General features: G+C 47.0%; 24 protein-coding genes. 17 read left to right on the top strand and 7 right to left on the bottom strand.

The window, feature by feature from the left end:
• Positions 1 to 170 precede the first annotated feature (170 nt).
• From RIE73_RS00305 to RIE73_RS00315, 3 genes are all read right to left on the bottom strand, one after another.
• On the bottom strand, positions 171 to 809 hold the full coding sequence (locus RIE73_RS00305) for a pentapeptide repeat-containing protein (RefSeq protein WP_446399270.1): 639 nt from the start codon (positions 807 to 809) through the stop codon (positions 171 to 173).
• A 24-nt stretch (positions 810 to 833) separates the two neighbouring features.
• Positions 834 to 2,219 carry a DICT sensory domain-containing protein gene (locus RIE73_RS00310; RefSeq protein WP_446399271.1) on the bottom strand — a complete coding sequence of 462 codons (1,386 nt, stop codon included), beginning with the start codon at positions 2,217 to 2,219 and terminating at the stop codon, positions 834 to 836.
• Positions 2,220 to 2,388: 169 nt separating this feature from the next.
• Entirely contained in the window at positions 2,389 to 3,972 is a 1,584-nt protein-coding gene (locus tag RIE73_RS00315; RefSeq protein ID WP_446399272.1) for a photosystem II high light acclimation radical SAM protein, read from the bottom strand.
• 509 nt (positions 3,973 to 4,481) lie between these two features.
• Between RIE73_RS00315 and RIE73_RS00320 the strand changes: the two genes are divergently transcribed.
• The 6 genes from RIE73_RS00320 (at position 4,482) to psb34 (ending at position 8,978) form a co-directional block, all read left to right on the top strand.
• The gene (locus RIE73_RS00320; protein WP_446399273.1) at positions 4,482 to 4,868 is read left to right on the top strand and encodes a DUF1830 domain-containing protein; all 387 of its coding nucleotides are present in this window, start codon (positions 4,482 to 4,484) and stop codon (positions 4,866 to 4,868) included.
• A gap of 105 nt (positions 4,869 to 4,973) precedes the next feature.
• On the top strand, positions 4,974 to 5,408 hold the full coding sequence (locus RIE73_RS00325) for a DUF4079 domain-containing protein (RefSeq protein WP_446399274.1): 435 nt from the start codon (positions 4,974 to 4,976) through the stop codon (positions 5,406 to 5,408).
• A 246-nt stretch (positions 5,409 to 5,654) separates the two neighbouring features.
• A complete protein-coding gene (locus RIE73_RS00330) occupies positions 5,655 to 6,005 on the top strand; it encodes a hypothetical protein (RefSeq protein ID WP_446399275.1) in 351 nt (116 codons plus the stop codon).
• A 50-nt stretch (positions 6,006 to 6,055) separates the two neighbouring features.
• A complete protein-coding gene (thiO, locus tag RIE73_RS00335; protein ID WP_446399276.1) occupies positions 6,056 to 7,999 on the top strand; it encodes a glycine oxidase ThiO in 1,944 nt (647 codons plus the stop codon).
• Positions 8,000 to 8,087: 88 nt separating this feature from the next.
• A complete protein-coding gene (locus RIE73_RS00340) occupies positions 8,088 to 8,639 on the top strand; it encodes a Uma2 family endonuclease (protein ID WP_446399312.1) in 552 nt (183 codons plus the stop codon).
• A gap of 159 nt (positions 8,640 to 8,798) precedes the next feature.
• Positions 8,799 to 8,978 carry a photosystem II assembly protein Psb34 gene (gene psb34 / locus RIE73_RS00345; RefSeq protein WP_446399277.1) on the top strand — a complete coding sequence of 60 codons (180 nt, stop codon included), beginning with the start codon at positions 8,799 to 8,801 and terminating at the stop codon, positions 8,976 to 8,978.
• A 131-nt stretch (positions 8,979 to 9,109) separates the two neighbouring features.
• On the opposite strand, the gene RIE73_RS00350 is transcribed toward psb34, so the two are convergent.
• Positions 9,110 to 9,877, bottom strand: coding sequence for a tetratricopeptide repeat protein (locus tag RIE73_RS00350; RefSeq protein WP_446399278.1), 768 nt, complete (start codon positions 9,875 to 9,877; stop codon positions 9,110 to 9,112).
• Between the two features lie 371 nt (positions 9,878 to 10,248).
• Between RIE73_RS00350 and psbP the strand changes: the two genes are divergently transcribed.
• The 7 genes from psbP (at position 10,249) to RIE73_RS00385 (ending at position 16,835) form a co-directional block, all read left to right on the top strand.
• Positions 10,249 to 10,788, top strand: a complete 540-nt coding sequence (gene psbP / locus RIE73_RS00355; RefSeq protein WP_446399279.1) for a photosystem II reaction center PsbP — start codon at positions 10,249 to 10,251, stop codon at positions 10,786 to 10,788.
• Between the two features lie 96 nt (positions 10,789 to 10,884).
• Positions 10,885 to 11,469, top strand: a complete 585-nt coding sequence (locus RIE73_RS00360; protein WP_446399280.1) for a Maf family protein — start codon at positions 10,885 to 10,887, stop codon at positions 11,467 to 11,469.
• A gap of 121 nt (positions 11,470 to 11,590) precedes the next feature.
• Entirely contained in the window at positions 11,591 to 12,016 is a 426-nt protein-coding gene (locus RIE73_RS00365; RefSeq protein ID WP_446399281.1) for a hypothetical protein, read from the top strand.
• Positions 12,017 to 12,031: 15 nt separating this feature from the next.
• Positions 12,032 to 13,603, top strand: a complete 1,572-nt coding sequence (locus RIE73_RS00370) for a hypothetical protein (protein ID WP_446399282.1) — start codon at positions 12,032 to 12,034, stop codon at positions 13,601 to 13,603.
• Between the two features lie 304 nt (positions 13,604 to 13,907).
• Positions 13,908 to 15,068 carry an RRXRR domain-containing protein gene (locus RIE73_RS00375; protein WP_446399283.1) on the top strand — a complete coding sequence of 387 codons (1,161 nt, stop codon included), beginning with the start codon at positions 13,908 to 13,910 and terminating at the stop codon, positions 15,066 to 15,068.
• A gap of 168 nt (positions 15,069 to 15,236) precedes the next feature.
• On the top strand, positions 15,237 to 16,037 hold the full coding sequence (locus RIE73_RS00380) for a hypothetical protein (RefSeq protein ID WP_446399284.1): 801 nt from the start codon (positions 15,237 to 15,239) through the stop codon (positions 16,035 to 16,037).
• A 45-nt stretch (positions 16,038 to 16,082) separates the two neighbouring features.
• Positions 16,083 to 16,835 (top strand): hypothetical protein, encoded by a 753-nt coding sequence (locus tag RIE73_RS00385; protein ID WP_446399285.1) that lies wholly within the window; start codon positions 16,083 to 16,085, stop codon positions 16,833 to 16,835.
• Positions 16,836 to 17,250: 415 nt separating this feature from the next.
• Here the strand turns inward: RIE73_RS00385 and RIE73_RS00390 are convergent, their stop codons facing one another.
• Entirely contained in the window at positions 17,251 to 20,148 is a 2,898-nt protein-coding gene (locus tag RIE73_RS00390; RefSeq protein ID WP_446399286.1) for a tetratricopeptide repeat protein, read from the bottom strand.
• A gap of 264 nt (positions 20,149 to 20,412) precedes the next feature.
• On the opposite strand from RIE73_RS00390, the gene RIE73_RS00395 reads away from it, so the two are divergent.
• Positions 20,413 to 20,964, top strand: a complete 552-nt coding sequence (locus tag RIE73_RS00395; protein WP_446399287.1) for an REP-associated tyrosine transposase — start codon at positions 20,413 to 20,415, stop codon at positions 20,962 to 20,964.
• Between the two features lie 147 nt (positions 20,965 to 21,111).
• Here the strand turns inward: RIE73_RS00395 and RIE73_RS00400 are convergent, their stop codons facing one another.
• Positions 21,112 to 22,113, bottom strand: a complete 1,002-nt coding sequence (locus tag RIE73_RS00400) for a caspase family protein (protein WP_446399288.1) — start codon at positions 22,111 to 22,113, stop codon at positions 21,112 to 21,114.
• A 232-nt stretch (positions 22,114 to 22,345) separates the two neighbouring features.
• Between RIE73_RS00400 and RIE73_RS00405 the strand changes: the two genes are divergently transcribed.
• From RIE73_RS00405 to RIE73_RS00415, 3 genes are all read left to right on the top strand, one after another.
• Entirely contained in the window at positions 22,346 to 22,474 is a 129-nt protein-coding gene (locus tag RIE73_RS00405) for a hypothetical protein (RefSeq protein ID WP_446399289.1), read from the top strand.
• A gap of 296 nt (positions 22,475 to 22,770) precedes the next feature.
• Positions 22,771 to 23,952 carry an aldo/keto reductase gene (locus RIE73_RS00410; RefSeq protein ID WP_446399313.1) on the top strand — a complete coding sequence of 394 codons (1,182 nt, stop codon included), beginning with the start codon at positions 22,771 to 22,773 and terminating at the stop codon, positions 23,950 to 23,952.
• Between the two features lie 206 nt (positions 23,953 to 24,158).
• Positions 24,159 to 24,971 carry an EAL domain-containing protein gene (locus RIE73_RS00415; protein WP_446399290.1) on the top strand — a complete coding sequence of 271 codons (813 nt, stop codon included), beginning with the start codon at positions 24,159 to 24,161 and terminating at the stop codon, positions 24,969 to 24,971.
• Between the two features lie 72 nt (positions 24,972 to 25,043).
• Here RIE73_RS00415 and RIE73_RS00420 read toward each other — a convergent pair whose 3' ends face one another.
• Positions 25,044 to 25,901 carry a glutamine amidotransferase-related protein gene (locus tag RIE73_RS00420; RefSeq protein ID WP_446399291.1) on the bottom strand — a complete coding sequence of 286 codons (858 nt, stop codon included), beginning with the start codon at positions 25,899 to 25,901 and terminating at the stop codon, positions 25,044 to 25,046.
• Positions 25,902 to 26,088 lie beyond the last annotated feature (187 nt).

The raw sequence follows: 26,088 nt of genomic DNA on the forward strand, positions 1-26,088 counted from the left end.
TTCTACCCCTTGGAGCCTTGGAGCATTAGACCTTTCTGGTACTAGTGCAAGAAGGCAGAAATAACTGAACAGTTAACATCTCCCCCAGCTCCCCCAGCTCCCCCAGCTCCCCCAGCTCCCCCTGCTTCATCGTATCTACGAAGCTGCTCAAGTATTTTTGCTGCGCTGCACTAGGAGCGATCAGCCAAAGACGTTCCCACCACACAACTCCGTTCTAACGTCGCACCGTTGACATTAGCCTCATCAAGTTCAGCACAGAGCAAATTCGCTCCCGTCAAATTCGCCCCCCCCAGATTCGCCCCCCGCAAATCCGCTTCCTCAAAATTGGCATCACACAAGCTAGCGCCTTGTAAATCCGCTTGGGATAAATCCGCCCCCTTAAGATTAGCACTGTTGAGATTCGCCCCCCGCAGATCAGCGCCTCGGAAATCGACGCCCTGGAGGTTGACCCCCATCAGATTCGCGCCACTCAAAAATGCGCCAGCAAAAGATACCTGGGTCAAATTCGCACCCATTAAATTCGCGCCTCGGAGATTGCTCCCGCGCAAATCCGCCCCCGTCAAGTCAGCTTGCATCAGATTAGCGCCCAAACAATTTGCCCGCACATCAGCCGACATCAATTGAGCGCACAGCAGTTTAGCACCATCCAGACGGGCACCGTTGAGATTTGCTCTCACCAAATTCGTACCCACCAGACTCGCCCCTGCCAAATTAACCTGTTCCAGTTGACTCCCAGACAAATCTTCGTCATCTAGACTAGCCCCTGAGAGTTGCTTGATTTTTCCTGCCCGAATTGCTGCGATTTCCATCAATTTTCCTGAATTACTCAAACATTAAGACGAAACATTAGATTGTGCTTCCTGATCGGAATGGGAATCAAGCAACCACATCCCGGCGGCGATTTTAGGTTGGTTTGCCTGTAAACTCATCCCCTGTTGCATTCCCATCACCAGTAGTTCTAGAGCCTCAAGCAGTTTGGGGTCAAATACTGTACCTGCTGACTCCTTACAGTCGTTAAGTGCTTGTGCCAAAGGAGCCTCTTGGGATTGATGAACCTTCACCTGTTGTTGAAATGTGGTAATTAGTGCTAAAATCCTCGACTCCAAGGGAATTGCATCATACGCCAAACCATCCGGTTGTCCGGAGCCATCCCAATGTTCGGTTTGGTGGGTAATAATATTAGCAATTGCCTGTAATTGGGGCATGACCCGCAAAACCGAGGATTTTGGCATTGCCTCTTGTTGAGAAACCGCCTGTTGCTGCACCGTGGATTTTGTCGGTTCTAGGTCATCGTTGACCCCTTGTAACGGCGCGAGGCGATGCAGCAATCCCGCTAATCGCAACCGTTTGATTTGCCACGCGGGTAAATCGAGCAATTGACCCATCGCTTCACACAGGGTTGCCACTTCCGCCGCTGCCATAGGATTAGTTACATCGGCTTGATCGATGAGCTGTGCCATCCGCAAAAATGCCTGCACCTTATTTGACACTAGATTATTATCTAAGTCTTGCTCGGAACGGGGCAAGTTCTGAATTTGCTCATCCTCAGCTTGGTGTAATTCTTGTTCAAAGCTTTCCAGATAATCGACGACGCGAGACACAACCTGCCCAATATCATCGCGTTTTTTGCTACCGAAGGCAGCCGTAATCTTTTGGGCTTGGTCGGTTAGGCGCTGTTGTAACTGTTGATCATAACCCTCAATATGGGCGATCGCTAAATCGACTGTTTCCCGAACCAATTCCGGCTCAAATGTCCAGAACCCATAAAACTTGCGCTCCCGATCATCTGTCGGTTGTCCTTTGCTGCCGTAATCCTCGGCAGATAACTCTTGACATAAGACCATTGCTGTGTATGTCTCTGACATAATAATCAAATGCCATTCTTGAGCCACTGGATCAGAAGCATCCAAGTTCAATAGTCTCACATTAGAACGTTGGCTGGTGGGATGTTCCCCAAAACCAGTCTCCGCTGTCGCCAGAATCACCACTTGAGACGACTGTTGGGCTAAATCGCCATAGCGTTCTGCCTCTTGCATATACCATTTCCCCTGCTGAAATGCTGCAATTAGCAGAGGTTTTCCTTCTGACTCTAAGATGAAGTCTTCCAAGGCATGACACAGGGCAATCAGGGTGTTTTTGTGATAAACACCAAAATTCAGCGGTCGCTTACCGCCGCGATGAGCTGTGTCTAACTTTTGTAATATCGAACCTTGCAGCATGATCAAACCTTGTCTGAGGGGTTCAGGGGAAAGTGGGTGTGTAGAGACGTGCCATGGCGCGTCTGGGAACAGGGGAGAATTTTAACCCATGATTTTATGTTAATTATGATACATTTTAGGGTGGAATTTCTCCAAGCTGTTCGAGTTAACGATAAACGGATAGAATCAACTACCCCGCTGTAACCAGTTGTTTAGGCGGCGTCTTAGCTGAGGCTTCAATCGGAGCCGCTAATGCCTCCTCTAAATCCGCACAGCCCAAACGTTCCTCTAAAATTTTCATCACTTCGCGACCAAAATCATCGGGATTTTGCCGCCACGCTTGCAGACAAACCTCGCCAAAGAACGAGCCTAGGGGTTCGGGATTCCAGAGTAGCTTTTTCGCTGTCCAAGGCATTAAACTCATTGGATCATAGTCTTTTTCGAGAATATCGTTCTCAAAGGCATAAGCTTCCAAATGAGTATGGGGTTGTAGTCCGATAAAGAAGATCGCGGGTTCCACCTTGTCAGCACCAAAGATTCGCTCTAACTCCCGGTGATAGGCAATGGTTTGGCGAATGGTGTCCGGTCGCTCATCTATTACATTAAAGGAATAGTTGACCGAAACCAAGTCATTAAATCCCGCTGCTTTCAAATCCCGACAATTTTGCAGCACGGTGCGGAGGTTGTACCCCATCCGCATCTTGCGAACTAATTCCTGGGAACCACTGGTAATGCCGATTTCAAAGTAGTTCATCCCAGTTTTTACCATCAAGTCGCATAATTGCGGGGTGAGATTATCGGCGCGAATATATGCCGCCCAGTGAATGTCTGTCATCCCGGAGTCGAGAATTTTCTGCAACAGTTCCACCGCATCGTCGATAAACTTCCGCGCTGGGATAAACTGAGCATCGGTAAACCAGAAGTTGCGGATACCTCGGTCATAAAGCTGGCGCATTTCGGCGACAACTTCATCGGCGGGATTAATCCGCACCTGTTTGCCTTCGACTACGGTGTAGATGCAGTAGCAGCAGTTGTGGGGACAACCGCGTTTGGTTTGTACACCTATATAAAAGTCGCTTTCTTGGAAATAATAGTCGAAACTCGACCAGATACTTTGGATATAGTCGTAGTTACAAGCGGTTTTTTCTAGGGGAGTCGGGCGTTCATGAATCATGCGATCGCGCGGCTGTGTTTCACCCACAACATAACAGCGCTCATCAGCCAAGGCGTCACCCCGCAGGAGTTTCTCCAGGAGGGTTTCGCCTTCACCCACGGAGACAATGGTTCCTTTGGGGAGTTTCGTCTCCAGTTGTTCATAAAAGACGCTAACCGCACCGCCGCCAACAATCACCCGCGCTTCGGGGTTGTAGGTACGAGCGCGTTTAAGCCCTCGGCGAATCAATCCTAGGTTACGCCACAGTTCACTATAATAGGCGGCGGCTAGGCGTAATCCCCCAATCGCCCCCCGTAACTTGACCAAGGGGTTATTGGCGTAGTAGAACTCGAAGGCATTTTGTAACGGGTTCCCCCCTCTACCGCCAACTGGCGCATAGATTTGAATATCGCGCCAGGAGAATACCAACAGCGTCGGTTGGAATTCGTCAATACAGGCGTCGAGCGATCGCGCAAAATCCAGGGGCGGTACAGTACCTAAGTCAAAGATACGCTGTTGTACCTGGTCGAAGAGTTTATGAACGTGATCGGCTAAATAAACAACCCCAATCGGAAAAATTGGGTTGCAGGGGAGGCGCACATAAAGAATTTTGGGTGACATTATAAGTTTTATCTAGGGTAAATCGACGTTTATGAACAGAGTGGGTTGGGTTGAGCGCGGCAGATCTCTCTTCCAACTTTGGTGAAAACCCGGTGTACGCGGACGTTTGCCTCTTGACCGACCCGGGGGAATGACATAGCCCCAACCTAGCTTTCTCAGATAATTGATTTCTTTTTCACATAACTTAACTTTACTTTAACAAGATCGCGCCCTGACCTCAAGCTTGTGCTATTTTTTTTTGTCGGGGGCATATCTGGGAGTCTGAGCGAGGTAATCTAAGCGATCTTACCTAAATCGCCCCAATTGAGGGGCTAAGCCTTAGGTATAAATTCTCATGCCCACAGATAGAATAAGTTGACCACTCAGCGGCGATCGCTCCGACGCGATTTCCGACAGGATTAGTGAAAATACACCTAAATTGGTAGTCGGATTTACAACAGGTAAGGGATCACAAGTGCTAAGTTAGGTGAAGTAATAACAAGAACGATTCATTTAGAACCTCAGCAGTTATGACTCAGATACTTGATCCCCTACCTTCTGATAATCAAACTCACATTGTCTGTTGCTACGTCAATGCTACGAGTCAGATTCAAATTGCTCGGATCACCAATATTCCCAATTGGTACTTTGAGCGCGTGGTGTTTCCGGGACAGCGCTTAGTCTTTGAAGCCTTACCCCAAGCGCTCTTGGAGATTCACACAGGCATGATGGCAAGTGCGATTCTCTCAGATACCATCCCTTGCACTCGCTTACTTGTGGCTCAAGACGGTAATTCAGCGTCCTCTGATGCTAAAGACGTTTTACCACCAACTGACGATAAAAAGATCACGGCAGAAACAATTCGTAATAATAACTCAGCAAACGAAGCGCGTTTAGCTGTGGCAACAGTTAGCTAGATAAAAAAAGCCAGTTAAAAACAAACGTTAAGGGGGTTGTTCAGCCGAGCAACCTCTTGCGTTACCATTGGGGACAGTAACAGGCTGAATTTGAGGCATGAATTTGTGAATCTGCCGGATTTTATCTGGTTGTGGAAAATAGCGGCTTGGTCAATGGGTTTGTCCTTAGCCGCGTATGTACTGTTGGCGGTAACGGGCAGTGTTCTGTTCGCCAACCATCGCGCTCAACGCCCAAGACCCAAATGGTTACGACCCTTACACTACATCATCGGTTGGGTCATGGTCAGTTTGGTCTTGCTGCTTTTGGCAATTGGTTTAGTGGGGACAATCGGTCATTATGGCAATCTTGGACATTCGGGACACTTGATTGCCGGGTTATCGGTGGTGGCATTGGTGGCGGTATCCGCTGCAAGTTCCACCCAGATTAGTCCCCAAAACCCTTGGGCGCGGGCAGTTCATCTGGGAACCAATATTGCTTTATTTGTCGGATTTGCCTGGGTGTCCTATACCGGATGGCAGGTGGTGCAGAAATATTTGTGAGCAATGTAGAGACGTAGCATGCTACGTCTCTTGCTACGTCTGGGAGCAGGAGTTAATGACAGTGGAGAGGAGCGATATAATAGAAAGTCGTTAGCTCACTAGATATTGTAATCCGGTGAGACGGTTGCCACTATACCTGAGAAGGATTAGCTGGAGAGGGGGTCAGTCGAGTAAAAAAAGCCAGTACAAAAACTATCTAATATGTAGGTGGGACATAAGTCCTGTAGACTTTACAGGGAAACAACCATGAATAAATTAATTGGATTAGTGATCATTGCTGCCGTTGTAGTCGGAGCAGCTTTAGGTTGGCAGGGTATATCCCTTCCGTTTTTGGGAGGACTCTTTGGGGGTGAAAACCGCACAGCGAACCAAATCATTGAGTCGGTTCCAGACACGGCAACCGACCAAGGAACAACCGCTGAAGCCGGAAATCAGCCTACTCAGCCAACGGCTCAGGCTCCGGCGACGATTGGAACCGTAGAGCAAGCCCAAACTAATCAGGGTACAGCCCAAGCCCCTCAAACAACAGTGGGTCAAGCCGATACAGGCGCTGATGCAGCCACCGAGGAGTCCGAACCGATTACGGCTCTCTGGTAACGTGATCAAATCTGTATGGACTGGCTAGGGCGCGTCTAACATTTTATCTAATGAACTTTTCCAGTGATATTTTAATTGTGGGCGGTGGCGTGATTGGTTTGGCACTCGCCCTAGAGTTGAAGTGGCGGGGGGCGACAGTCACGGTATTAACCCGCAATTTTAAACAAGCAGCGACTCTAGCTGCTGCTGGGATGTTAGCCCCTCATGCAGAAGCCATTCCCGACAGTCCGATGCGGGAATTATGTGGGCGATCGCGATCGCTCTATTCCCAATGGTGTACCAAACTGGAACAGCTAACGGGTGTGGCGACAGGATACTTGCCCTGCGGCATTCTCGCCCCAGTTTATCAAGAGGCTTCAGCGTCTCACCCTGAGGTTGGCAATTGGTTAGATAAACAGGCAATTCATCTATATCAACCCGGTTTAGGGGCAGATGTGATTGGTGGTTGGTGGTATCCCGAAGATGGGCAAGTCGATAACCGCGCCTTGGCACAAGCCCTGCGATTAGCCGCTCAAGAATCAGGGATTGACCTGCGCGAAGGCGTTACCGTTGAGGCAATTGAGCAGCAAAATCGTCGCGTTTGTAATGTCAGAACCTCGATTGGTGAATTTCAGGCTGATCACTATGTCTTAGCAACAGGGGCTTGGTCAAACCAACTGCTACCTGTACCCGTGTATCCAAAAAAGGGTCAGATGCTGTCAGTCGAGATCCCAACCCATCCCCATCAGCCCTTACCCCTGCAACGGGTGCTGTATGGACCTGATACCTACTTAGTGCCGCGTCGAGATGGGCGATTACTGATTGGTGCCACCAGTGAGGATGTGGGATGGCAATCGGATAATACGCCAGGGGGAATTCACTCCTTACTCTCACGGGCAATACGGTTATATCCGTCCCTACAGGATTGGTCAATACGGGAATGCTGGTGGGGATTTCGACCCGCCACCCCCGATGAATGTCCGATCCTGGGAGTCAGCCCTTGTGAAAATCTGACTCTAGCGACGGGACATTATCGTAACGGTATTCTCCTCGCCCCGATAACCGCCCAGCTATTGGCAGACTGGATGGAAACGCAAACCGCTGATCCGCTATTAGACCATTTTCGATACGATCGCTTTTATCATCAATCCTGCTCAAATTTAATGATCAGTTCTCCAATTACGCCCGTATCTCCCCAAACCCCCTCGGTTACAGAACCAGCGACATCTGACTCGTTAATCATTGCCGGTCGAACATTTCACTCCCGGCTGATGACCGGTACAGGGAAATATAGCACCATTGAACAAATGCAACAGGGTATTGCGGCGAGTGGGAGTCAGATTGTTACCGTAGCCGTGCGGCGGGTGCAAACCAAAGCGCCGGGTCATGAAGGATTGGCAGAAGCGCTGGATTGGACAAAAATCTGGATGTTACCCAACACCGCCGGCTGTAAAACCGCAGAGGAAGCGGTGCGGGTGGCGCGGTTAGGTCGGGAAATGGCAAAGTTATTGGGGCAAGAGGATAATAATTTTGTCAAGTTAGAGGTGATTCCCGACCCGAAATATTTATTACCTGACCCGATTGGGACATTAGAAGCGGCTGAAAAACTGGTGAAAGAAGGGTTTGCGGTACTGCCGTATATTAATGCTGACCCTATGTTAGCTAAACGATTAGAAGAGGTGGGCTGTGTCACCGTGATGCCTTTGGGTTCGCCGATTGGTTCGGGACAGGGGATTAAAACGGCGGCAAATATTCAAATTATTATCGAAGAAGCAGGGATTCCGGTGGTCGTGGATGCGGGAATTGGATCGCCCAGTGAAGCCGCCCAAGCCATGGAAATGGGGGCAGATGCCTTACTGGTGAATAGTGCGATCGCCCTAGCCAAAAATCCGGTGGCGATGGGAAAAGCCATGGGTATGGCGACTGAAGCGGGGCGTTTGGCATTTCTGGCGGGGCGAATTCCGATTAAAAGTTATGCCAGTGCAAGTTCACCGTTGACGGGGACGATTAGTTAGGGACTGTTGATTTCTGGGGAAGCTGGGGAAGCCAATGTAGAGACGTAGCATGCTACGTCTGGAAGCTGGGGAAGCAAGGGATACTGTGATGACCGTAACTACCGCCAAATGGACGCTAGATGACTATCACCGCATGATTGAAGTCGGTCTTTTAGCCAATCGTCATGTCGAACTGTTAAATGGAGAAATTATTGAAATGCCCCCGGAGGGTCCCGAACACGCTTACCTGGGAGATGAAAGTGGGACTTATCTGAGCCAACTTTTAGGCGATCGCGCTAAAGTCCGGGAAGGTCGTCCTATTACCCTACCGAACAATTCAGAACCTGAACCTGATTTGGCGATCGTCAGACCTCTGGGACGAATCTATCGCCAGCGCCATCCCTACGCTGAGGATGTGTTTTGGCTGATTGAGTTTGCTAACACCAGCCTTGCTAAAGATTTGGAGATCAAGCGCAAGGCTTACGCCGCTGCTGGAATTGAGGACTATTGGGTTGTCAACTTAAAAAACCGACACCTGAAAGTGTTCCGTGAACCTGTTGATCGCGACTATAGCCGCCAATTAACCCTGACGATGGGAGAAATTCAGCCCTTGGCATTTCCTGATGTTCGGGTTTCGGTACAACGATTATTAGAGGGTTAGTGCAGTAGAACCGGGAACAAATTTGTCCCAGCTTGGATTGGTCGCCCTTGTACTAATGCCACTTTTTAGCAACTATAACAATTTCTTATCCAAATAAGAGAGTATTTATACTGAGAGTTTGTTACAATTCTATAAGATGAGTAAAGAAGGTTATCATTCATGCCCTATACCACAGAAGAAGGCGGACGTTTAAATAACTTTGCCCGTGAACCCAAAGTTTACCAAGCTGAACCACCAACCAAAGCCGAGCAACGCAACTATGTATTCCTAGGAATTGCGGCTCTAGTTTTAGTTAGTGGATTAATGTACGTCGCTGTCTCTGTATCCAGCGTTAGCTAAGTTCTGCGAATCCCAAAATCGGGAACACCCCTGTTAATCCAGCGATTTTGGACTAACAACGATGTGAAATCTGATCAAGGATTACGCGAAACATTAGTTCGATTTAGCCTAACTTACCAAAATCAGTAGGGTCAGGGGTTTGCTTCCCCTTGCATCACTTGCAGTTCATTCATAACCGTTTGATAACTGTCTGATCTGCCTTGTTCTTGAAACAGTTCAGCCGCTTTCTGTAAATCAGCCGTAGCTGCGTCGAGATTATCTAAGCTGAATTGAGTCCGACCTCTACTGTAATACGCTTCGGCAAAGTCGGATTGCAGTTCAATCGACTTCGTATAATCAGCGATCGCGTCTTCATATTGTTCCAGGCGATTGTGGGTTAGTCCCCGATTATAATAAACGCGAGCATTGTCGGGATTGATGTCCAGCGCTTTGGCGTAATCGTTGAGAGCCGCTTCAGAATTGCCTAATTGATCATAAACTTGTCCTCGACTCATGTACGCCGTGTCATTATCCGGTTCAATTTCAATCGCCTTGGTGAAATCCGCGATCGCTTTTTGATAATCTTGGCGCACAAAATGGGTATAACCTCGGTTACTATAGGCTTGACTGAAATCGGGATTTAACTCAATGGCTTGGGTATAGTCATAAATGGCAGCGTCGTAATTACCCAGACTATGATAAGCGTAGCCGCGATTATAGTAGGTATCCGCATCTTCGGGATTCAGTTGTAAAGCATCACCGAAGTCAGAAATTGCACCCGCATAATCACCCTTTTCTAATTTATCGACGCCTTGGTTATACAGTTGTACGGCTTTTGACTCTTCTGACGAGGCTTCCTGCACAACCCTGATTGGCGGTTGAGCGCAAACCGCTTCCGAGAATCCAGTCAGGACAGTCATTAATCCAAGAATGGTCAGTATGCGATAGGTTGGGTTCATCGTTGTTTTCGTTTTTCGCTTTAATGTAATGTTAAGAGGGTCAGCTTGAGCAAGTTTTACAGTATACCGACGTAAACCTTCCTAGAGTGGTTCCTTTGAGCATGAGGGCAAGGGAACAGGGAATGGGGAACGGGCAACAGTGAGGATTTGAGGCTTGTTACCATTTCTGAGTACAGCAAATCCTGACATAAGACATAAGACGTAGCTTGCTTCTTTTCGGGAGCGAGTTCTCAGCCGTTAACTATTGTCCCTACCTACTGAAAAGCTCAATCCTACTCAAGTGTACCCAGAAGATGAGACAATCAAAATGCACCAATTCAAAGGATAAAAAGATGCTCAAGACCATTGCCGCCATTTTGCTGCTCGTATTGAGCTTAGGTCTGCATGGCTGCACCGTCGGCGTGAGTGGACTGAAAAGCTATGTCGATACGGCTGACGGTTATGAGTTTCTCTATCCGAATGGTTGGGTGCCGATTAAAGTCACTGATGGACCCGATGTTGTATTTCGGGATTTGATCGAGCCAACCGAAAATGTCAGTGTGGTGATTAACCCCGTTCCCGAAAATACAAGCCTCACCGATTTAGGAACGCCTGGGGAAGTCGGTTACCAACTCCAACAAAATGTGCTGTCGGCAGCAAATTCTAATCGTCAAGTTGAATTAGTTGATGCTAAGGCGCAATCACAAGGAGATAAAACCTATTATCTTCTCGAATATAGCGTTCAACTCCCCACTCAAAATCGGCATGACCTAGCCACAGCCGTCGTTAGCCATGATCAGCTCTATACCCTGAATGCTTCAACTACCGAAGAACGTTGGGATAAAGTCAAAGACTTGTTTACCCAAGTTGTTAGTTCGTTTAATGTTTATTAGATTAGGGATCATTTGTCAAGATCAATGCAACAAACATAACAAATGATGTAGTTTGCTTCTTTTGGGGAAGCGAGTATGACATAAGACGAATGACGAATGAGAAAATTTGTTTTAGCTTCCGCTTCGCCAGCACGCCGCCGTTTATTGCAAAATGCTGGCATTGAACCAATCGTTTGTCAAAGTGATTTTGATGAATCTCAGGTTAAAGTTACTGATCCGGTAGAGTTAGTCAATACATTGGCATGGCACAAAGCCCAAACCGTTGCGCCTAAATTTAATCAGGCGCTAGTGTTAGGCTGTGATTCAGTGTTAAGCATTCAGGGTGAAATCCACGGGAAACCTGCCAATCCCCAAGCAGCGATCGCCCGGTGGCAGATGATGCGGGGTAGAGTGGGCGAACTTTATACGGGTCATGCCTTAATAGATGTATCTGAGGATAAAACAATTGTCCGTTGTGGGATAACACGAGTCTACTTTGCCAATGTTAGCGATCGCACGATTGCAGCGTATGTGGCGACAGGCGAACCGCTTAAATGCGCGGGCTGCTTTGCGCTGGAAGGGCGGGGCGGCTTATTTGTCGAAAAACTAGACGGTTGCCATAGTAATGTTATTGGTCTGAGTTTACCCCTGTTGTACCAGATGCTGAGTGAGCTAGGTTATGGCGTGACGGATTTTTGGTAGTCAAGGAACAGGGAACAGGGAACAGGGAACAGGTAAGGTAGAGAGTAGAGGCGGAAGTTTGCTATAGTCAAAGCACTTTGAGTATATTGTTGAGCTGATATAGCTGGAGCAGATTAATTACATGACAACCAGCGAAGAATTTAAACAGAAACTAAAGGCAGGGAATATTGGGGACGCCTTTACCCTAGCCTTGTCGGAATCGGTGGAGTTGGAAATTACGACCTGGGTGGCTTCCGCCAATTCGCCCCAAACAGAGAAGCCGGCGGCTAATTCCTGTATGCGTACCCGGATTAATATTGTGGAAGGCTCCATCGATAATGAGGTAGGATCTCAATTTATCGGCAATGGTCCCTACACGGAACTACGCCAATTTCATACCCAGCAAGTTCAGGAAGGACGCCAGATTATCCAGAATAATCTGGAAAACTTGCAACAACTGTTTACTGTGTTGACTCGCGTGCAGTATCAACCTCAACAGTCAACCCAGCCGCGTCTTCGGGAGACCAATCCAGCTTTGTCGCCTTCGAGTCAGGATAATTTGCCCTAATCTTGAATATAGAGGTTGACAAATCTGGCAGTTTCTGTATTAGTAATCGCCCAAATTTCAGGTGAGTGTATTATGGCGTCGAGTGAGGATTTTAGGCAACAACTCAAAGCAGGCAAGGTTGAAGAAGCGTTTGCTGGGGCTTTGGCGGAAGCCGTTCAGTTGAAAATTACCACCTGGGTGGCTGCTGATACTGAAGCACACGCCGAAACAGCTGCCCAACCGGGTTATCGCCTGCAAACTCAAATTAATACGATTGAGGGAGCGATCGCGAATGAGATTGGGGATCAGTTTATTGGCAATGGTCCTTACCGAGATCTCCTCCCCTTTCATGTAGACCAAGTGGCACATGGCAATCAGCTGGTTGAGAATAATATTAAAAGCTTGCAAAAGCTTTTTGAGATTTTAATCGCGCTGCAACGTGATCAGACGGGGTTGAGTGAGGTAGACTACCCGTCCTTATCCCTCCCTCCTGAAGAGACAGCCGCCCCGCCGGATGCGGGAATCGCCCCTATAGCCGCCGACTTGACCGCCCAGACGCCAGAGTTGACGACTCAGGAGACTCAGGAAGCGGTCGTTCCTGAATCGACTCCCTCGCCAGAGACAACGACATCGTGGGAGGAACAAGACGAAGCCGAGGAAGAAGATGAGGAAGATGAGGATGACTCGGTGCTAGATTTACTGGAGTCATTACCCCCTCCTCCACCCCCACCTCTAGAGGAGGAAGAGTCCTCAGTCACTGAGGATGTGAGAGACGAATTCATTGAAGCAGAAGCTGAACCTGAACCAACCCCAGATCGCCCCACAGCGGAGTTAGACGAGGAAGATTGGCAGGTTCTCAACGAAGATTGGGGAACCTTGGAACTTGAGGAATTGGAGTCGCCCCCCTCGGCTGAACCGGATATCCCACCCCAGACAGACATTGAACCCACACCGAGGGAACCGGAATCGGCGAACAAAATGCCCAGTTTGGACTCCTTAGCAGAACTCCAAGATACAGACGACGATACCGACTGGGATGATTGGGTAGTAGATGAACCGGAATTAGGCGATCGCTCTTTTGCCCAGATGGAGACGGATGAAGACTGGGGTGATTTAGTAGAAGACTTTGACCCCTTTGCTGCACCTCCACCTGTGGAGGAGTCTCCCTCGGAGTTAAATATTCAGGAAGACTGGGATGAATTTGCCGTTGAGGAACTTGAACCCTATTCCGATTTAACTGAGGTTGATAGTGAGATTGAATGGTCAGACTTGAGTGAAAGCCAAACCGCTGAGTCTAGCCGTGATCCCCTGGAAGGGTTAGGTGCTTTACCCGAAGAGTCTGAGGAAAAAGAACTGACGTCAGAATCATCTGATCCCATGGATTTATTGGGGGATCAAAACCAAGCCGCCGAAAAGGTGGATGAAAATGTGAATGAGCCGGATTATGAATTCGAGGAACTCTCCTTGGAGGAATTTTCCATGGATGATTTTGATCCCCTAAGCCATCCAGAGGAAGACTGGCAGGAGAAGCCTAAATCAACGCAGCCAGGAGAACCACCACCGCCTCCACCTCCTAGCCCCTTTCAGGATAAACATCAGGAACCCTAGGGGAAGCAGAGGAAGCAATGTAGAGACGTAGCATGCTACGTCTGGGAGCTGGGGGAGAGATTCCGACTACGTAGAGCGATACAATTCATGAACCGCGCCTTACTTCGTGAAGACGCGGATTGGCAGAGATAACCTGCTCCGAAGTCATGAATAGGGCATGAGTTGGTAGGGGATAATCACTTCCGAACGCTTCTCTAGTTCGGATTACATGTAGGTTCAGGAATCTCTGAACACCCTCTAATTCCAGGACACACCCCTATCAATGCCTTAAGAGACGTAAACATTACACGAATGGATTATCTCTATGAATCGTGTTCCAGTAGTTAGCAAACAAGGAAAGCCACTGATGCCTACCAAGCCGTCTAGGGCTAGACGGTGGGTCAAAGAAGGTAAGGCGGTAGGAAAATGGTCAGACTTGGACATTTACTATGTCCAACTCACCACACCACCATCGGCTGAGGAAGTGCAGCCAATCGCTGTAGGGGTCGATCCGGGTAAGTCCTACTCCGGTGTCGGGGTTCAGTCCCGAAGGTGTACCCTGCTGCAACTACACCTTATCCTCCCATTTGGGCGGGTTAAAAAACGGATGGAAACCCGCGCCATGTTACGACGGGGACGACGGGGACGGCGGATTAACCGGAGCGTTCCGTTTAAGCTGCGTAACCACCGACAATGCAGGTTCGATAACCGCAAACAGTGCAAACTTCCCCCATCTATTAAAGCCTCCCGACAGTTGGAATTACGGGTAGTCAAAGAGTTGGCGGCGATATTTCCAGTAACTGCAATTGGGTATGAACGGGTCACAGCCGACATAGATCAGACTAAACGCAAACGCGCCAAGTCGGGGAAGGGTTTCTCCTCGGTGATGACAGGTCAGAATTGGGCGATATCCCAGATGGAAAAAATTGCCCCTGTCTATGTCCGGCATGGTTGGCAGAAGAATGGTAACGGCACATCCCAACTCCGAACCCAACTAGGGTTAGAAAAAGATAAGGCGAACAAGTCCATAGCTAAACCAGAGACCCACGCAGTTGATGGAGTGGCGTTAGCTTGTGGATATTTCGTCAAGTATGTCCCATTTACTGGCTTTAACTCCCATGGTTATACCCACAAGGGCAGCGTCAACGTGACCCCTTCCCCATTTAAAATCATCACCCGTCCTGGTGCAGTTAAGCGGGGGAAAGAGTACGGATTTTTCCGCCGTCAACTGCACTTTGAAGTCCCAGATAAGTCTGGAGTCAGGAAGCGTAAGGGTGGGACGATTACACCTTATGGAGCAAGGATTGGTGATTTGGTTAGAGCCGAGAAAGCTGGGAAAGTCTACATCGGCTACGTCAGCGGATTTACCGATACCAAAAAGAAAAAGAATGTTTCCGTTTGCGACTATACCTGGAAACGTATCGGGCAATTTGCACCCAGCAAGATCAAGTTAATCAGGAGGAATAACGGTTTATGCGTAGCGTAAAAAAATTGGATGCCTTCATTCTTCGGGCATCCCGCTATCCCTCCTCGCCCTACGAGAGTTGAGGGCGAGGATTCCCGCAAATACGTTGAGTCACGAAGGTTTCCATTTTCGGGAAATTTCGGTAGATGATTGGATGACTGAACAGGTGTTCTAAAAAGGTGTGGGTTGATGACCAATCGCAATCGACAAGAGCATTCAGATGTACCCGTCTCTAAAAGCCGAGGCAATAATTCGGGTGTGAATCGAAATATTAATCATTTCTTGCAGTCGTTAGGTGACACACTGATCGACTTCACGGCGCTAGAAGTGAATACGATCGTGGTGGATCATATTAGTGGTCATAAGTTTATTGCCTGGGAAGCCTACCGGGATATTTACCCGATTTCGCCAGAGTATTTAGAACAACAAGGTATCCACGAGTCATTACGCGATCGCTACTTGGAGTTACGCACCAGTCTAGAACGGGAGTATCGGGGGCTGTTGAATGATCCAACCTCGGAACTTCATGATCCGACGGTGTATGAGCAGGATAACTCCAGTTTCGCCCATGACTTTGAGCGTACTCCCACTCGTCTCCCCAATCCCCTGGATCTGAAAAGTCCAGAGACAATTGTTGCTATTCAACGACTGTTAGGGAACTGTCGTTTTTTACGCGGGTTGCGTAAACTGGCGGAACTCAAAGCCGCTTTGGATGATCGGAATCAGACGGTACTACGTTTAGTTTCTCAACAACCCGATCAAGTTGAGATGATTCAACGGATGATCGCCACGGATACGATTTGCGCTCAAACCGTGATTCAACTCGATGGCGATGTGATCAACCGTTATGATCAATCCCTGTTTCACCATCCCCAGAAAGAGGTTATTCTGCAAATTCACCGAGAGGGAGTCATCGCCAGTGAACGACAATGGCGGGGACTGTTGGAGTTTATTATTGGTCTAATCAAAGCTACACTACATAAGTCCTAAGGTATAGCGCTGCACGCAGGGAAAAGGAAACACGGTTTGACGTTTATGAATCAGCATCCTCGTTTAGCATCACCGTCTCACCTGCTTTCTCCACGTCAGAATTTAGCGATCGCCTCTTGTATTCAAATTGAGGTAGAACGCATTTCTCGCTCTCAGGTTCTGTTTCACGGAATTCGCTTCACCTTAGATAAAGAGATTCTACATCAGATTCAACAGGCTCAACAGATGGGGGATTCCTTGAAGCTTTCCCGCCAATTACTCACAGATTTGCGATATTACGCTCTCATTGATGACGAAAACCGTTGGCAATCGGGACTCAGCTTTTGTACGTACTATCAGCGCGGCAACTCCCAAGAGGCGCTGATGCGAAGTGTGATTGGTATGGATGGTGATATTATGCATCAAATCCAGCGCAATTGTCTAGAACGTCCCAAGTTTTCCCATCAGATTTCAGCGGCGCATTATTGGTTAATTGAACAAATCATGAGTCAGTTGCGTTTTGGTACATTTTTGCCGTTAACTCGGTTAATCAATGGACTCGCCTTGGGATTGGCGTTGCTGATTGCTATGCTGCTAGTGATTCCCTTTATCCCAGTTTTCCTGAATACCCCTTTTATGCTGATTGCTGCTTTGGTAATGATTGGCTTATTTTTCTTTGGGTTTCGACACTTACTTTATTTATTACGTCCAACAGCAAACCAATGGATTATCCGGCGAATTTTAGGCGGATTTCTATCTTCCAAACCTGGCTCCAAGCGTTTCGCTAAGCGACTTTTAACCCGATTGTTTTCTGCTTGATGATCTTAGCGTTACCATTCTCTATTCCCCACGCCCTATCCTGATCACAAGACGGAAAGAATCCAAAAGCTTGCCAGTAATTGATTAGCCTGTCAGAGGATTTTATGTCGGGAGTTCCAGAGTGATAAACCTTAAAACGCTGATCCGATTGTGAGCGATTCGCGCTTGTTTGTAGTAAGCACAAAGCGTGCTTTAACGCCTAGCTAGAGAGGGCTAAGGTTCCCTCACTACAAAACAAATCTATTCCATCATTTTAGCTGGGTCACGCTAGTAGCGTAACGCACCATTGCCAATCCCTTGTCAAGTAAGCTTTTGTCTTCACTATTGCAAGAAAGCCTATTGCCTATTCCCTGGCGCGTAGCGCTATATGATTGATGTACGGCGTAAATCTTGCCAGCCACTTCCATCAGCGCCATCAGGGAGAATGGTCTAATCTATAGTGCAGGAGTTGCAGATTATTACGGAAAGTGACAGTATTAGGATGATTAGATCCTAACGTGCGATCGGCAATGGCTAAAGCCTCTAGATAAAGCGGTTCCGCTTCCTCATAGCGTCCTTGAAAAAGGTAGAGTTCTGCTAAATTATTCAGGCTAGTCGCAACATCGGGATGATTGTCTCCCAGCAGGCGTTTTCTCAGTGCTAATGCGTTTAGATAAAGGGGTTCAGCTTTCTCGTAGTGTCCTAGATTCTCGTAGAGTCCTGCTAAATTATGCAGGCTGGAAGCGACATGAGGATGATTGTCTCCCAGCAGGCGTTTGTACAGTGCAAAGGCTTCTATTAACAGAGGTGCAGCTTTCTCGTAGCGTCCTTGACAATAGTAGACTCCTGCTAAATTATTCAAACTGGAAGCGACATGGGGATGATTTTCTCCCAGCAGGCGTTTGTACAGCGCTAAAGCTTTTAAATAAAGAGGTTCAGCTTCCTTGTAACGCCCTTGAGCATTGTATAGATAAGCTAAATTATTCAGGCTGGAAGCGACATCGGGATGATTGTCTCCCAGCAGACGTTTAGTCAGCTCTAAGGCTTCTATTAATAGAGGTTCAGCTTTCTCGTAGTGTCCTTGAGAATCGTAGAGTGCTGCTAAATTATGCAGGCTTCGTGCGACAGAAGGATGATTTTCTCCTAGCAGGCGTTTGTACAGTGCTAAGGCTTTTAGATAAAGAGGTTCAGCTTTTTCGTAATGTCCTTGAGATTTGTATAATCCTGCTAAATTATGCAGGCTAGTAGCGACAGAGATATAATCTTCTTCTAGCAGGCGTTTGTACGATGCTAAGGCTTTTAGATAAAGAGGTTCAGCTTTCTCGCAATGTCCTTGAGATTTGTATAATCCTGCTAAATTATTCAGGCTAGTAGCGACAAAAATATAATTTTCTGCGAGGAGAAGTTTTTTTAGTTCTAAAGCCTCTAGATAAAGAGGTTCAGCTTTCTCGTAATGTCCTTGAGATTCGTATAATCCTGCTAAATTATTCAGGCTAGTAGCGACAAAGATATAATTTTCTGCGAGGAGAAGTTTTGTCAGTGCTAAAGCCTCTAGATAAAGAGGTTTAGCTTCCTCGTAGCGTCCTTGAGATTCGTATAATCCTGCTAAATTATTCAGGCTAGTAGCAACATCAAGATGTTTTTTTTTCAGCAGGCGTTTGAATAGTGCTAAAGCCTTTAGATAAAGCGGTTCAGCTTTCTGGTAGCGTCCTTGAAAACGGTATAATCCTGCTAAATTATTCAGGCTAGTAGCAACATCGGGATGATTTTCTCCCAAACGCTGGACAGTGACGGATACACAATCCTTACGCCAAGGTTCAGCTTGATTATAGAGTCCTTGACCTTCATAAAAACGACTCAAACCACCAAAGGGCGAGATTAAATCATCATCCGTCAACCAGTCTTGTTGACTCGTCGCCGCTTCTGCAATATGAGGAATAACCGGATTGACTGCTTTAATTTCTGCCAATGTCGGCGTCTGCGGAATTCCCTTAGCCTCCCCTACCATCACCCGACAAAATTCCCGCTTCAACCCATCCGCTATCCCTGACGCTTCCCGTTTACTAATCAAGAATTCCCGAATCAGCGGATGTAATTGGTACAACTCCTTCCCTTGACGCTGCACTAAATGCAGATTCACCAACCCATAATCCCTAATTTCCTCCAACTCCTCTGCATCAATCTCCGCCAAACACCCCTCCACCAATCGCCAGGGAATTGGCGTAGCCGCAAATAAACTTAACCCTATCCCCAATTCCCGCGCTGACTCATCTAATTCTTGCCAACTCAACTCAAACGCATCTCTTACCCCCAATTGCGCCGTCATATCATCCTCTGACTTCGGCTTTTTCAGCGCTAACTGTTCCAACCGTTTCGCCTGCAACCGAGATAACATTTCCTGTAACGATAAATCCCGTTTTCGCCGCAAATATCGCCCCACCAATTCCAAACCCAAAGGCAAATATCCCAACCAGCGACAGAGTTTCCGCCCTTCCCAGGGTTCCTGTTGCAGCCGTTCTCGTCCAATCAGTGATTCTAACAACGCCAATGCTGCTCTCGGTTTCAGCACATCCAGGGGTAACTGGCGAATCGACGCCCCCAAGTCTAACCGCGTCGTGATGAGCATCCTAAACCGAGAAGCCTCCGAGGGCAAATACTGCCGCACTTGCTGATAATCCGTGACATCATCAATAATAATCAGCACCTGTCCCGGCGGTAGCCAATTTCGCCAGCAGTACCCCACCTGAAGCGGTAACTCTAACCCCTCTGGAATCGATAAGGGTAAATAAGTTCTGGCAAATTGGACAATCTGAATCCCTAAATCCACCCCTCGCCCATCCAACCAGCACACCCCACCCTCATACACCGATTCTGGCGGAACATTTTCCCGATGGGAATAGCGCCTAGCATATTGCAGCGCCAATTCCGTTTTCCCCACACCTCCCATCCCCGCCACCGCAGAAATGGCAACCTGCTGATTATCCTGTAACTGTTGATGTAGCGTAGCCAAGGCGGATTCTCGTCCCACAAATTGAACCACACCACTGAGGGGAAGATTCTGGGGAATTCCTGTGGGTTGAGGCTGAAGCTCTGATACTATCTCTTGTAAGATTGCCTTAATCGTCTCGGCATCAGCACCATAATAGGTCGGATTAATTTGAATATCCCCAGCCTGACCAATGTGACCGATATTAATATTGTGATCTCCCTCTTGCGCCACAATCTGGTCACCGCGAACAATCACCGCATCCCGCAGCGCGATAATATCGGCTTCAGTGTAGGAATGGGTAGCGACTCGATTAAGAATTGCCTGTAATTGCTCAATCTTGGTCATCAGAACTCGTAGGGTGCGTTAGCGACAGCGTAACGCACCGAACCCACCATCAACCGTAGAACCGTAGGGTGCGTTAGCGACAGCGTAACGCACCGAACCCACCATCAACCGTAGAACCGTAGGGTGCGTTAGCGACAGCGTAACGCACCGAACCCACCATCAACCATCAAAACCCGTCGGATACCTTAACAAAGTAACGCACCGAACCAACCATCAAAACCCGTCGATGGTATTTTAAAATAAACAACTCACCCCAAAATACCCATGCCTAACTACCGCCGAACCAAACATCCTGGTGGTACTTATTTTCTCACCCAAGTCACACATCATCGTCAACCTTGGCTAATCAGCGATATCGCACGACTTGCACTCCGCACTGCAATCACCCATGTTCGTCAAAACCATCCCTTCACTATCAACGCCTTTGTACTTTTACCCAATCATTTCCATTGTTTATGGACATTACCAGCAGGAGATGGCGATTTATCAACTCGACTGCGATTAATTAAAACCTTTGTGACGAAACGATACGGCAACCAATTAGAAATTTATGCCGATATTTCTGCCTCTCGACAAAAACGACAAGAAGGCAATCTATGGCAAAGGCGATTTTGGGAACATCTGATTCGGGATGATAGAGATTTGGCTAATCATTGCGATTATATTCATTACAATCCGGTGCGACATCAATTATGCCAGAGTCCGCAGGATTGGCAATTTTCAACGATTCATCGATTTATCACTCAAGGTGTTTATCCGCCTAATTGGGGGATGAGGGAAGTTCCAGAGATGTTTAACAGTATTTGGGATATATAGAAGCTAAAAATGGTGCGTTACGCTGTCGCTAACGCACCCTACGATTTTGCAATTTTACTTAAAAACGGTGCGTTACGCTGTCGCTAACGCACCCTACGATTTTACGATTTTACGATTTTACAATTCTACGATTTTACGAATTACGAATTACGAACTCTTCTCTATCCTAATCTCTCCAGCATGGGCAATATTCCCGAAATTCACATTACCCGAACCCGAACTATCAACGGTTTGAGTTCCCGACGCTATAGCCACATCTCTACCTGCAATAACTCTCCCCATCGTTTCAGCCACATCCGCTTCTACCGCTTCCCATCCATTCTCCGGTAAACCCTTCCCTCCCCGCAATAGTGACACCGCAAAATCCTCGGTGGCTAAATCAAAGAAAGGGATTTGTTCTTGCTGATACTCCTGCTGCACCGTTTCGGGAACCGCTTTCCCCAGATAATTCATCAAATTCGACACCCGCACCACTGTATCTCCCGGTTGATTTCCCGCCCCTTGTAGCGCTTCGATTAAATGATAGGTGTAGACACTCATCGCCCCATCTGCACGAATCCAAGACGACTGTGTGCCTCTCGACGACGTAAAAACAACTCGTCCTTCTCCCTGTTTCAGTTCCGCAATAAACTGTTTCGGTAACGCCGTCTGTGCAAAATCTGTGGGCAGTTTAATCGGTACAATTTTATCCTTGGCTGTCGCCATACCTTGAGCATGACAACTATCAATAATCACTAGCAATCGTTTGGCACAAATCTGGCGTATTGCTTCCGTAAAGGCTTGAGCCGACACCGCCGAGTCGGGGATATCCACAGCTTCAATATCATGTTGAATTAAGTAGTATTCACCCGTCGATTGATCCAGCCACCCGTGACCCGAATAATAGATAATAATTGTCGCCTCCGTATCCGCCGCCGCTTGTGCTTTCAGCCAGGTTAATCCATCAACTATCGCCTGACGAGTTGCCCCAGCATCATATAATAAACGGATATGCTGTTCATCATTCAGATATCCACAAAGATTCGGGTCAGTGAGAATCGACTGAATGGCGTGCATATCCTTTACTGTCACCGGGAGTGACCATTTCGGGTAAGCGGATTCACCTACACCAATCAGTAAAGCGTAACCATGAGGAAATGTATTAGTCATTGGTTATTGGTCTTCTGTAAGGGATTGAAGATGAGTAGCATCACTTAATCGAGTTTATGTTAGTTTTACCTACTTCCTTAGTCGGGGGATAATGTCCAGTCAAACACTGTGACTCTCAATAGCTGAATCCCTTAGCTGTTACAACAGGTTAATTATAATGGCACTAAAGTGCCTACTACAAACCCCGTTTAAGTCAGTGACATTTACTTTAATTATAGACAAGGGTTAAAACATGATGGAATGCCAAACATTACGATGCCAAATGGAGTTAGAGACGATTTGGGAAGAAGGCGAGGGGGAACGTCAAGGCGCGAGTCAAGCCTATCTGTTCATCTTTGGTGAAATTGTGATCACGTCCTGATACCCAGTTACCTTCTAATCATGTCATTGGACAGCGTTGCGGAGACTCTAAGTAAGTTGGTGGAAATAATCTTAACTAGATTAACTTATGTAAACAACCCTCAAACCCTTACTGTTCCCTGTTCCCTGTTCCCTGTTCCCTAATCTCCACCGCTAACTTTAATTGTGTCCACCTACTTGCCTTTTTTCCACCGTCCCCATCGCCAGATATTTTGGCTTTGGCTTAAAGTGAAGATAGGTTGAATACAAATTTTTAAGATTCACCCGTTAAGGACTTGACTTCTAAACGTTTTTATGATGCAGTACAGACGATTTGGACGCACCGAACTACACATGCCAGTATTCTCTTGTGGCGGAATGCGCTATCAATTCAAATGGAAAGATATGCCCGCCTGGTTAATTCCGAAAGATAATCAACGCAACTTAGAAGCAACCATTCGTCGCTCGATTGACGTGGGAATTAATCATATTGAAACAGCGCGGGGTTACGGCACATCAGAAATGCAGTTAGGCAAAATTTTGCCCAAATTTCCCCGTGATCAATTAATTGTCCAGACCAAAGTTAGTCCTAAACCAGACCCCAAAGAATTTCGGCGTCAGTTTGAGCAATCGTTGAAATTCCTGAAACTCGACTATGTTGATTTGCTGGGAGTTCATGGTATAAACACGCCGCAATTGCTCCATGATAGCATTCGTCCGGGAGGCTGTCTGGATGTAGCGCGTCAGTTACAAGCCCAAGGAAAAGTGCGGTTTATTGGCTTTTCTACCCACGGTGCTACGGATTTAATAGTCAAAACTATTGAAACCGATCAGTTTGATTATGTCAATCTGCACTGGTACTATATCAATCAGTTTAATTGGGCGGCAATTGAAGCCGCAACTCGTCACGATATGGGCGTTTTTATTATTAGTCCGTCGGATAAAGGGGGAATGCTGTATAAACCGCCACAGCGATTAGTTGAACTTTGTCAACCCTTGAGTCCAATGGTATTTAATGATTTATTTTGCCTGTCTCATCCCCAGGTGCATACCTTGAGTTTAGGTGCATCTCGCCCGAGTGATTTTGATGAACATTTGAAAGCCGTTGAATTATGGGATCAGGTTGATGACATATTACCCCCAATTGTGGCACGATTAGAAGCCGCCGCGATCGCACGCCTGGGAGAAGACTGGTTCAAAACCTGGCACATCGGTTTACCCAGCCACGAGGAAACCCCTGGCGGTGTGAATATCCCGGTGATTTTGTGGCTGAGAAATTTAGCGATCGCCTATGATATGGTTGAATATGCTAAAATGCGTTACAACCTCTTAACCAATGCGGGACATTGGTTTCCGGGTGCTAAAGCCGATCAAATCAGAAAAATCAACCTTCAGGCATGTTTACACCAGAGTCCCCATGCTGATACAATTCCTACTTTACTGGAAGATGCGGATCAGCGCTTAGGGGGTACAACCGTTAAACGCTTATCCCAACAATAAACCCATAGCGATTCGACTTGAGTCGCAAATATTTTGGTGAGTCAAAGGAACGCTTAACTGGGAACAGACGATTCCATAACTCATTGAGAATTGCCACATCAGTTTGTTTCGCCCCTCATTCACGCTTAACTGTTATCCCTATAACCTGTTCTCAAATCACCTTTCTGGTAGCATTTAGGTAAAGAGCAGCAGGTGACAAATTGGAGGTGAAAAATGTGCAACAAAATCTCTGTCAAGAATCAACCAGTCGTCAAGCCTTACAATCTGCCCTGACAGAAGATCGGTTTTGCTTATACTTTCAACCGATTTTCCCTCTCCTTCAGGGAGACGAGGGTCATGTTCACAAGGAAATTTTAATCCGCATGGTGGGACAAGATGGTAGAATTATCCCACCCAATTACTTTCTTCCCTGTGCCGAAGAATCAGGATTAATGCCATCCATTGATCGTTGGGTGCTGGAATCCTTTTTTAATGGCATTTATCACCCGAGTAAATGTATGGGTTGTTGGGCAAGGGATTATTATTGTGGGTGTATTATTGCGTTTAACCTGTCTGGTTCCAGTGTCAATGATGACAACTTTCTCGATTTTCTGGAAAACGCCGTGATTAATCATCCGGTTCCTCCCAGTAGTTTAGTCTTCGAGATTACTGAAACGGTAGCCTTAATCAATCTAGACAGAACCCGGCAATTTATCCAGCGTTTGCAAAACCTGGGTTGTCAGTTTGCTTTGGATGATTTTGGTACAGGCATGTCCAGTTTAGCCTATCTTAAAGAATTACCGTTAGATTTTGTCAAAATTGATGGCATGTTTGTGCGAGATCTCGTGCATAATCCTATCTCTGAAGCGATTATCTCGGCGATTGTCCAAATGGCTAAGGCGAAGCAAATTAAGACGATTGCTGAATACGTGGAAAATGTGGCAATTTTGGAACGATTGCAGGCGTTAGGTGTGGATTATGCCCAAGGGTTTTACTTAGGGAAACCTACCCCAATTCTTAAGCGAACACCAATTTTTTAGAGCTGAATAAAGCACAAGAGAACTGGTATAATGACTTCTAGAATTAGTCTGGGGATGTGATTTTAAGCAATATCAAGCGGCTTGTATGAGACAGGGGTGGTGAGCAGCAAGTTGACGAGTGCCAGTGGGTTCCGGTATCCAGATGTCCAAAAAATCTTTGCACCAGTTTTCCATCGCGTGCTCATAAAGCGCGTACATTTGCATCTGTTCCTGCGGAGACTGAGCGCCATTCAGGTTCAGCCAACCTTGACCAATTTCAGTAATCCAGTGACGAATGATCTCTAAAGTGGCTTCCGGATGAAACTGCAATCCATAGGCATTTTTGCCATAGCGAAAAGCTTGATTGGGAAAGGTGTTACCTTGTGCCAGCAAAACCGCATCCTTTGGAACCTCAAATCCCTCGCAATGCCAATGATAGACATGTAACGGATTCCTCAAATAAGTTTGTCCAATTTCTGTTGGTTTGATCGGAAAAAAACCGATTTCTGCTCTCTTTTCAGGATGGAGAGCTACGGTTGCACCAAGAACGCGAGCTAATAACTGAGCACCGAGGCAAATTCCCAGAAATGGTTTTTGGGAATCGAGGGCTTTGGGAATCCATTCCAGTTCTGTACGAATAAATGGTAGAGTGTTACTATCGTTAGCGCTCATCACACCACCGAGGATGATTACGGCTTCATGACTGTCTAGGGTTGCGGGTAGGTTTTCTTGAAAACGTGGGCAGCGAATATCAAGTCTATAGCCTTTCTGCCTGAGCATAGGTTCAATACGCCCAAGTTTGGCATGTTTTGAATGAGTGATAACTAGAACGTTTTTCTGGGTTGGGTTCGAGGAAGCTAACAGCATTTGACTGATGATGAGTGTAGGTATTATACGGAGAATCGAAAGGATTAACTTAGGCGCGGTAATTGTGAAATCATCCTCTGACATTTGACTCCAAAACTATTCGGATTACTGGTTGCCAGACTGATGCTATCGGTTACGTTACAATTATTCCTATTCCCAGAGTTTAATCATCACGATTCTCTAATGAATTTGGACTAATAGTCAGGATTAGAAAAGGCAAAGCTTTGATGAGTAAATACAGTTGTATTTAATGAATACAACAATTAATTTG

It is taken from the genome of Coleofasciculus sp. C1-SOL-03 (genome assembly GCF_040220555.1).
GTDB lineage: Bacteria > Cyanobacteriota > Cyanobacteriia > Cyanobacteriales > Coleofasciculaceae > Coleofasciculus.

Bases quoted from the DNA above. Each gene is read 5' to 3' on its own strand.
- RIE73_RS00305 (WP_446399270.1), bottom strand. From the start codon at position 809: ATGGAAATCGCAGCAATTCGGGCAGGAAAAATCAAGCAACTCTCAGGG.
- RIE73_RS00310 (WP_446399271.1), bottom strand. From the start codon at position 2,219: ATGCTGCAAGGTTCGATATTACAAAAGTTAGACACAGCTCATCGCGGC.
- RIE73_RS00315 (WP_446399272.1), bottom strand. From the start codon at position 3,972: ATGTCACCCAAAATTCTTTATGTGCGCCTCCCCTGCAACCCAATTTTT.
- RIE73_RS00320 (WP_446399273.1), top strand. From the start codon at position 4,482: ATGACTCAGATACTTGATCCCCTACCTTCTGATAATCAAACTCACATT.
- RIE73_RS00330 (WP_446399275.1), top strand. From the start codon at position 5,655: ATGAATAAATTAATTGGATTAGTGATCATTGCTGCCGTTGTAGTCGGA.
- thiO (WP_446399276.1), top strand. From the start codon at position 6,056: ATGAACTTTTCCAGTGATATTTTAATTGTGGGCGGTGGCGTGATTGGT.
- RIE73_RS00340 (WP_446399312.1), top strand. From the start codon at position 8,088: ATGACCGTAACTACCGCCAAATGGACGCTAGATGACTATCACCGCATG.
- psb34 (WP_446399277.1), top strand. From the start codon at position 8,799: ATGCCCTATACCACAGAAGAAGGCGGACGTTTAAATAACTTTGCCCGT.
- RIE73_RS00350 (WP_446399278.1), bottom strand. From the start codon at position 9,877: ATGACTGTCCTGACTGGATTCTCGGAAGCGGTTTGCGCTCAACCGCCA.
- psbP (WP_446399279.1), top strand. From the start codon at position 10,249: ATGCTCAAGACCATTGCCGCCATTTTGCTGCTCGTATTGAGCTTAGGT.
- RIE73_RS00360 (WP_446399280.1), top strand. From the start codon at position 10,885: ATGAGAAAATTTGTTTTAGCTTCCGCTTCGCCAGCACGCCGCCGTTTA.
- RIE73_RS00365 (WP_446399281.1), top strand. From the start codon at position 11,591: ATGACAACCAGCGAAGAATTTAAACAGAAACTAAAGGCAGGGAATATT.
- RIE73_RS00375 (WP_446399283.1), top strand. From the start codon at position 13,908: ATGAATCGTGTTCCAGTAGTTAGCAAACAAGGAAAGCCACTGATGCCT.
- RIE73_RS00380 (WP_446399284.1), top strand. From the start codon at position 15,237: ATGACCAATCGCAATCGACAAGAGCATTCAGATGTACCCGTCTCTAAA.
- RIE73_RS00385 (WP_446399285.1), top strand. From the start codon at position 16,083: ATGAATCAGCATCCTCGTTTAGCATCACCGTCTCACCTGCTTTCTCCA.
- RIE73_RS00390 (WP_446399286.1), bottom strand. From the start codon at position 20,148: ATGACCAAGATTGAGCAATTACAGGCAATTCTTAATCGAGTCGCTACC.
- RIE73_RS00395 (WP_446399287.1), top strand. From the start codon at position 20,413: ATGCCTAACTACCGCCGAACCAAACATCCTGGTGGTACTTATTTTCTC.
- RIE73_RS00400 (WP_446399288.1), bottom strand. From the start codon at position 22,113: ATGACTAATACATTTCCTCATGGTTACGCTTTACTGATTGGTGTAGGT.
- RIE73_RS00405 (WP_446399289.1), top strand. From the start codon at position 22,346: ATGATGGAATGCCAAACATTACGATGCCAAATGGAGTTAGAGACGATT.
- RIE73_RS00410 (WP_446399313.1), top strand. From the start codon at position 22,771: ATGCAGTACAGACGATTTGGACGCACCGAACTACACATGCCAGTATTC.
- RIE73_RS00420 (WP_446399291.1), bottom strand. From the start codon at position 25,901: ATGTCAGAGGATGATTTCACAATTACCGCGCCTAAGTTAATCCTTTCG.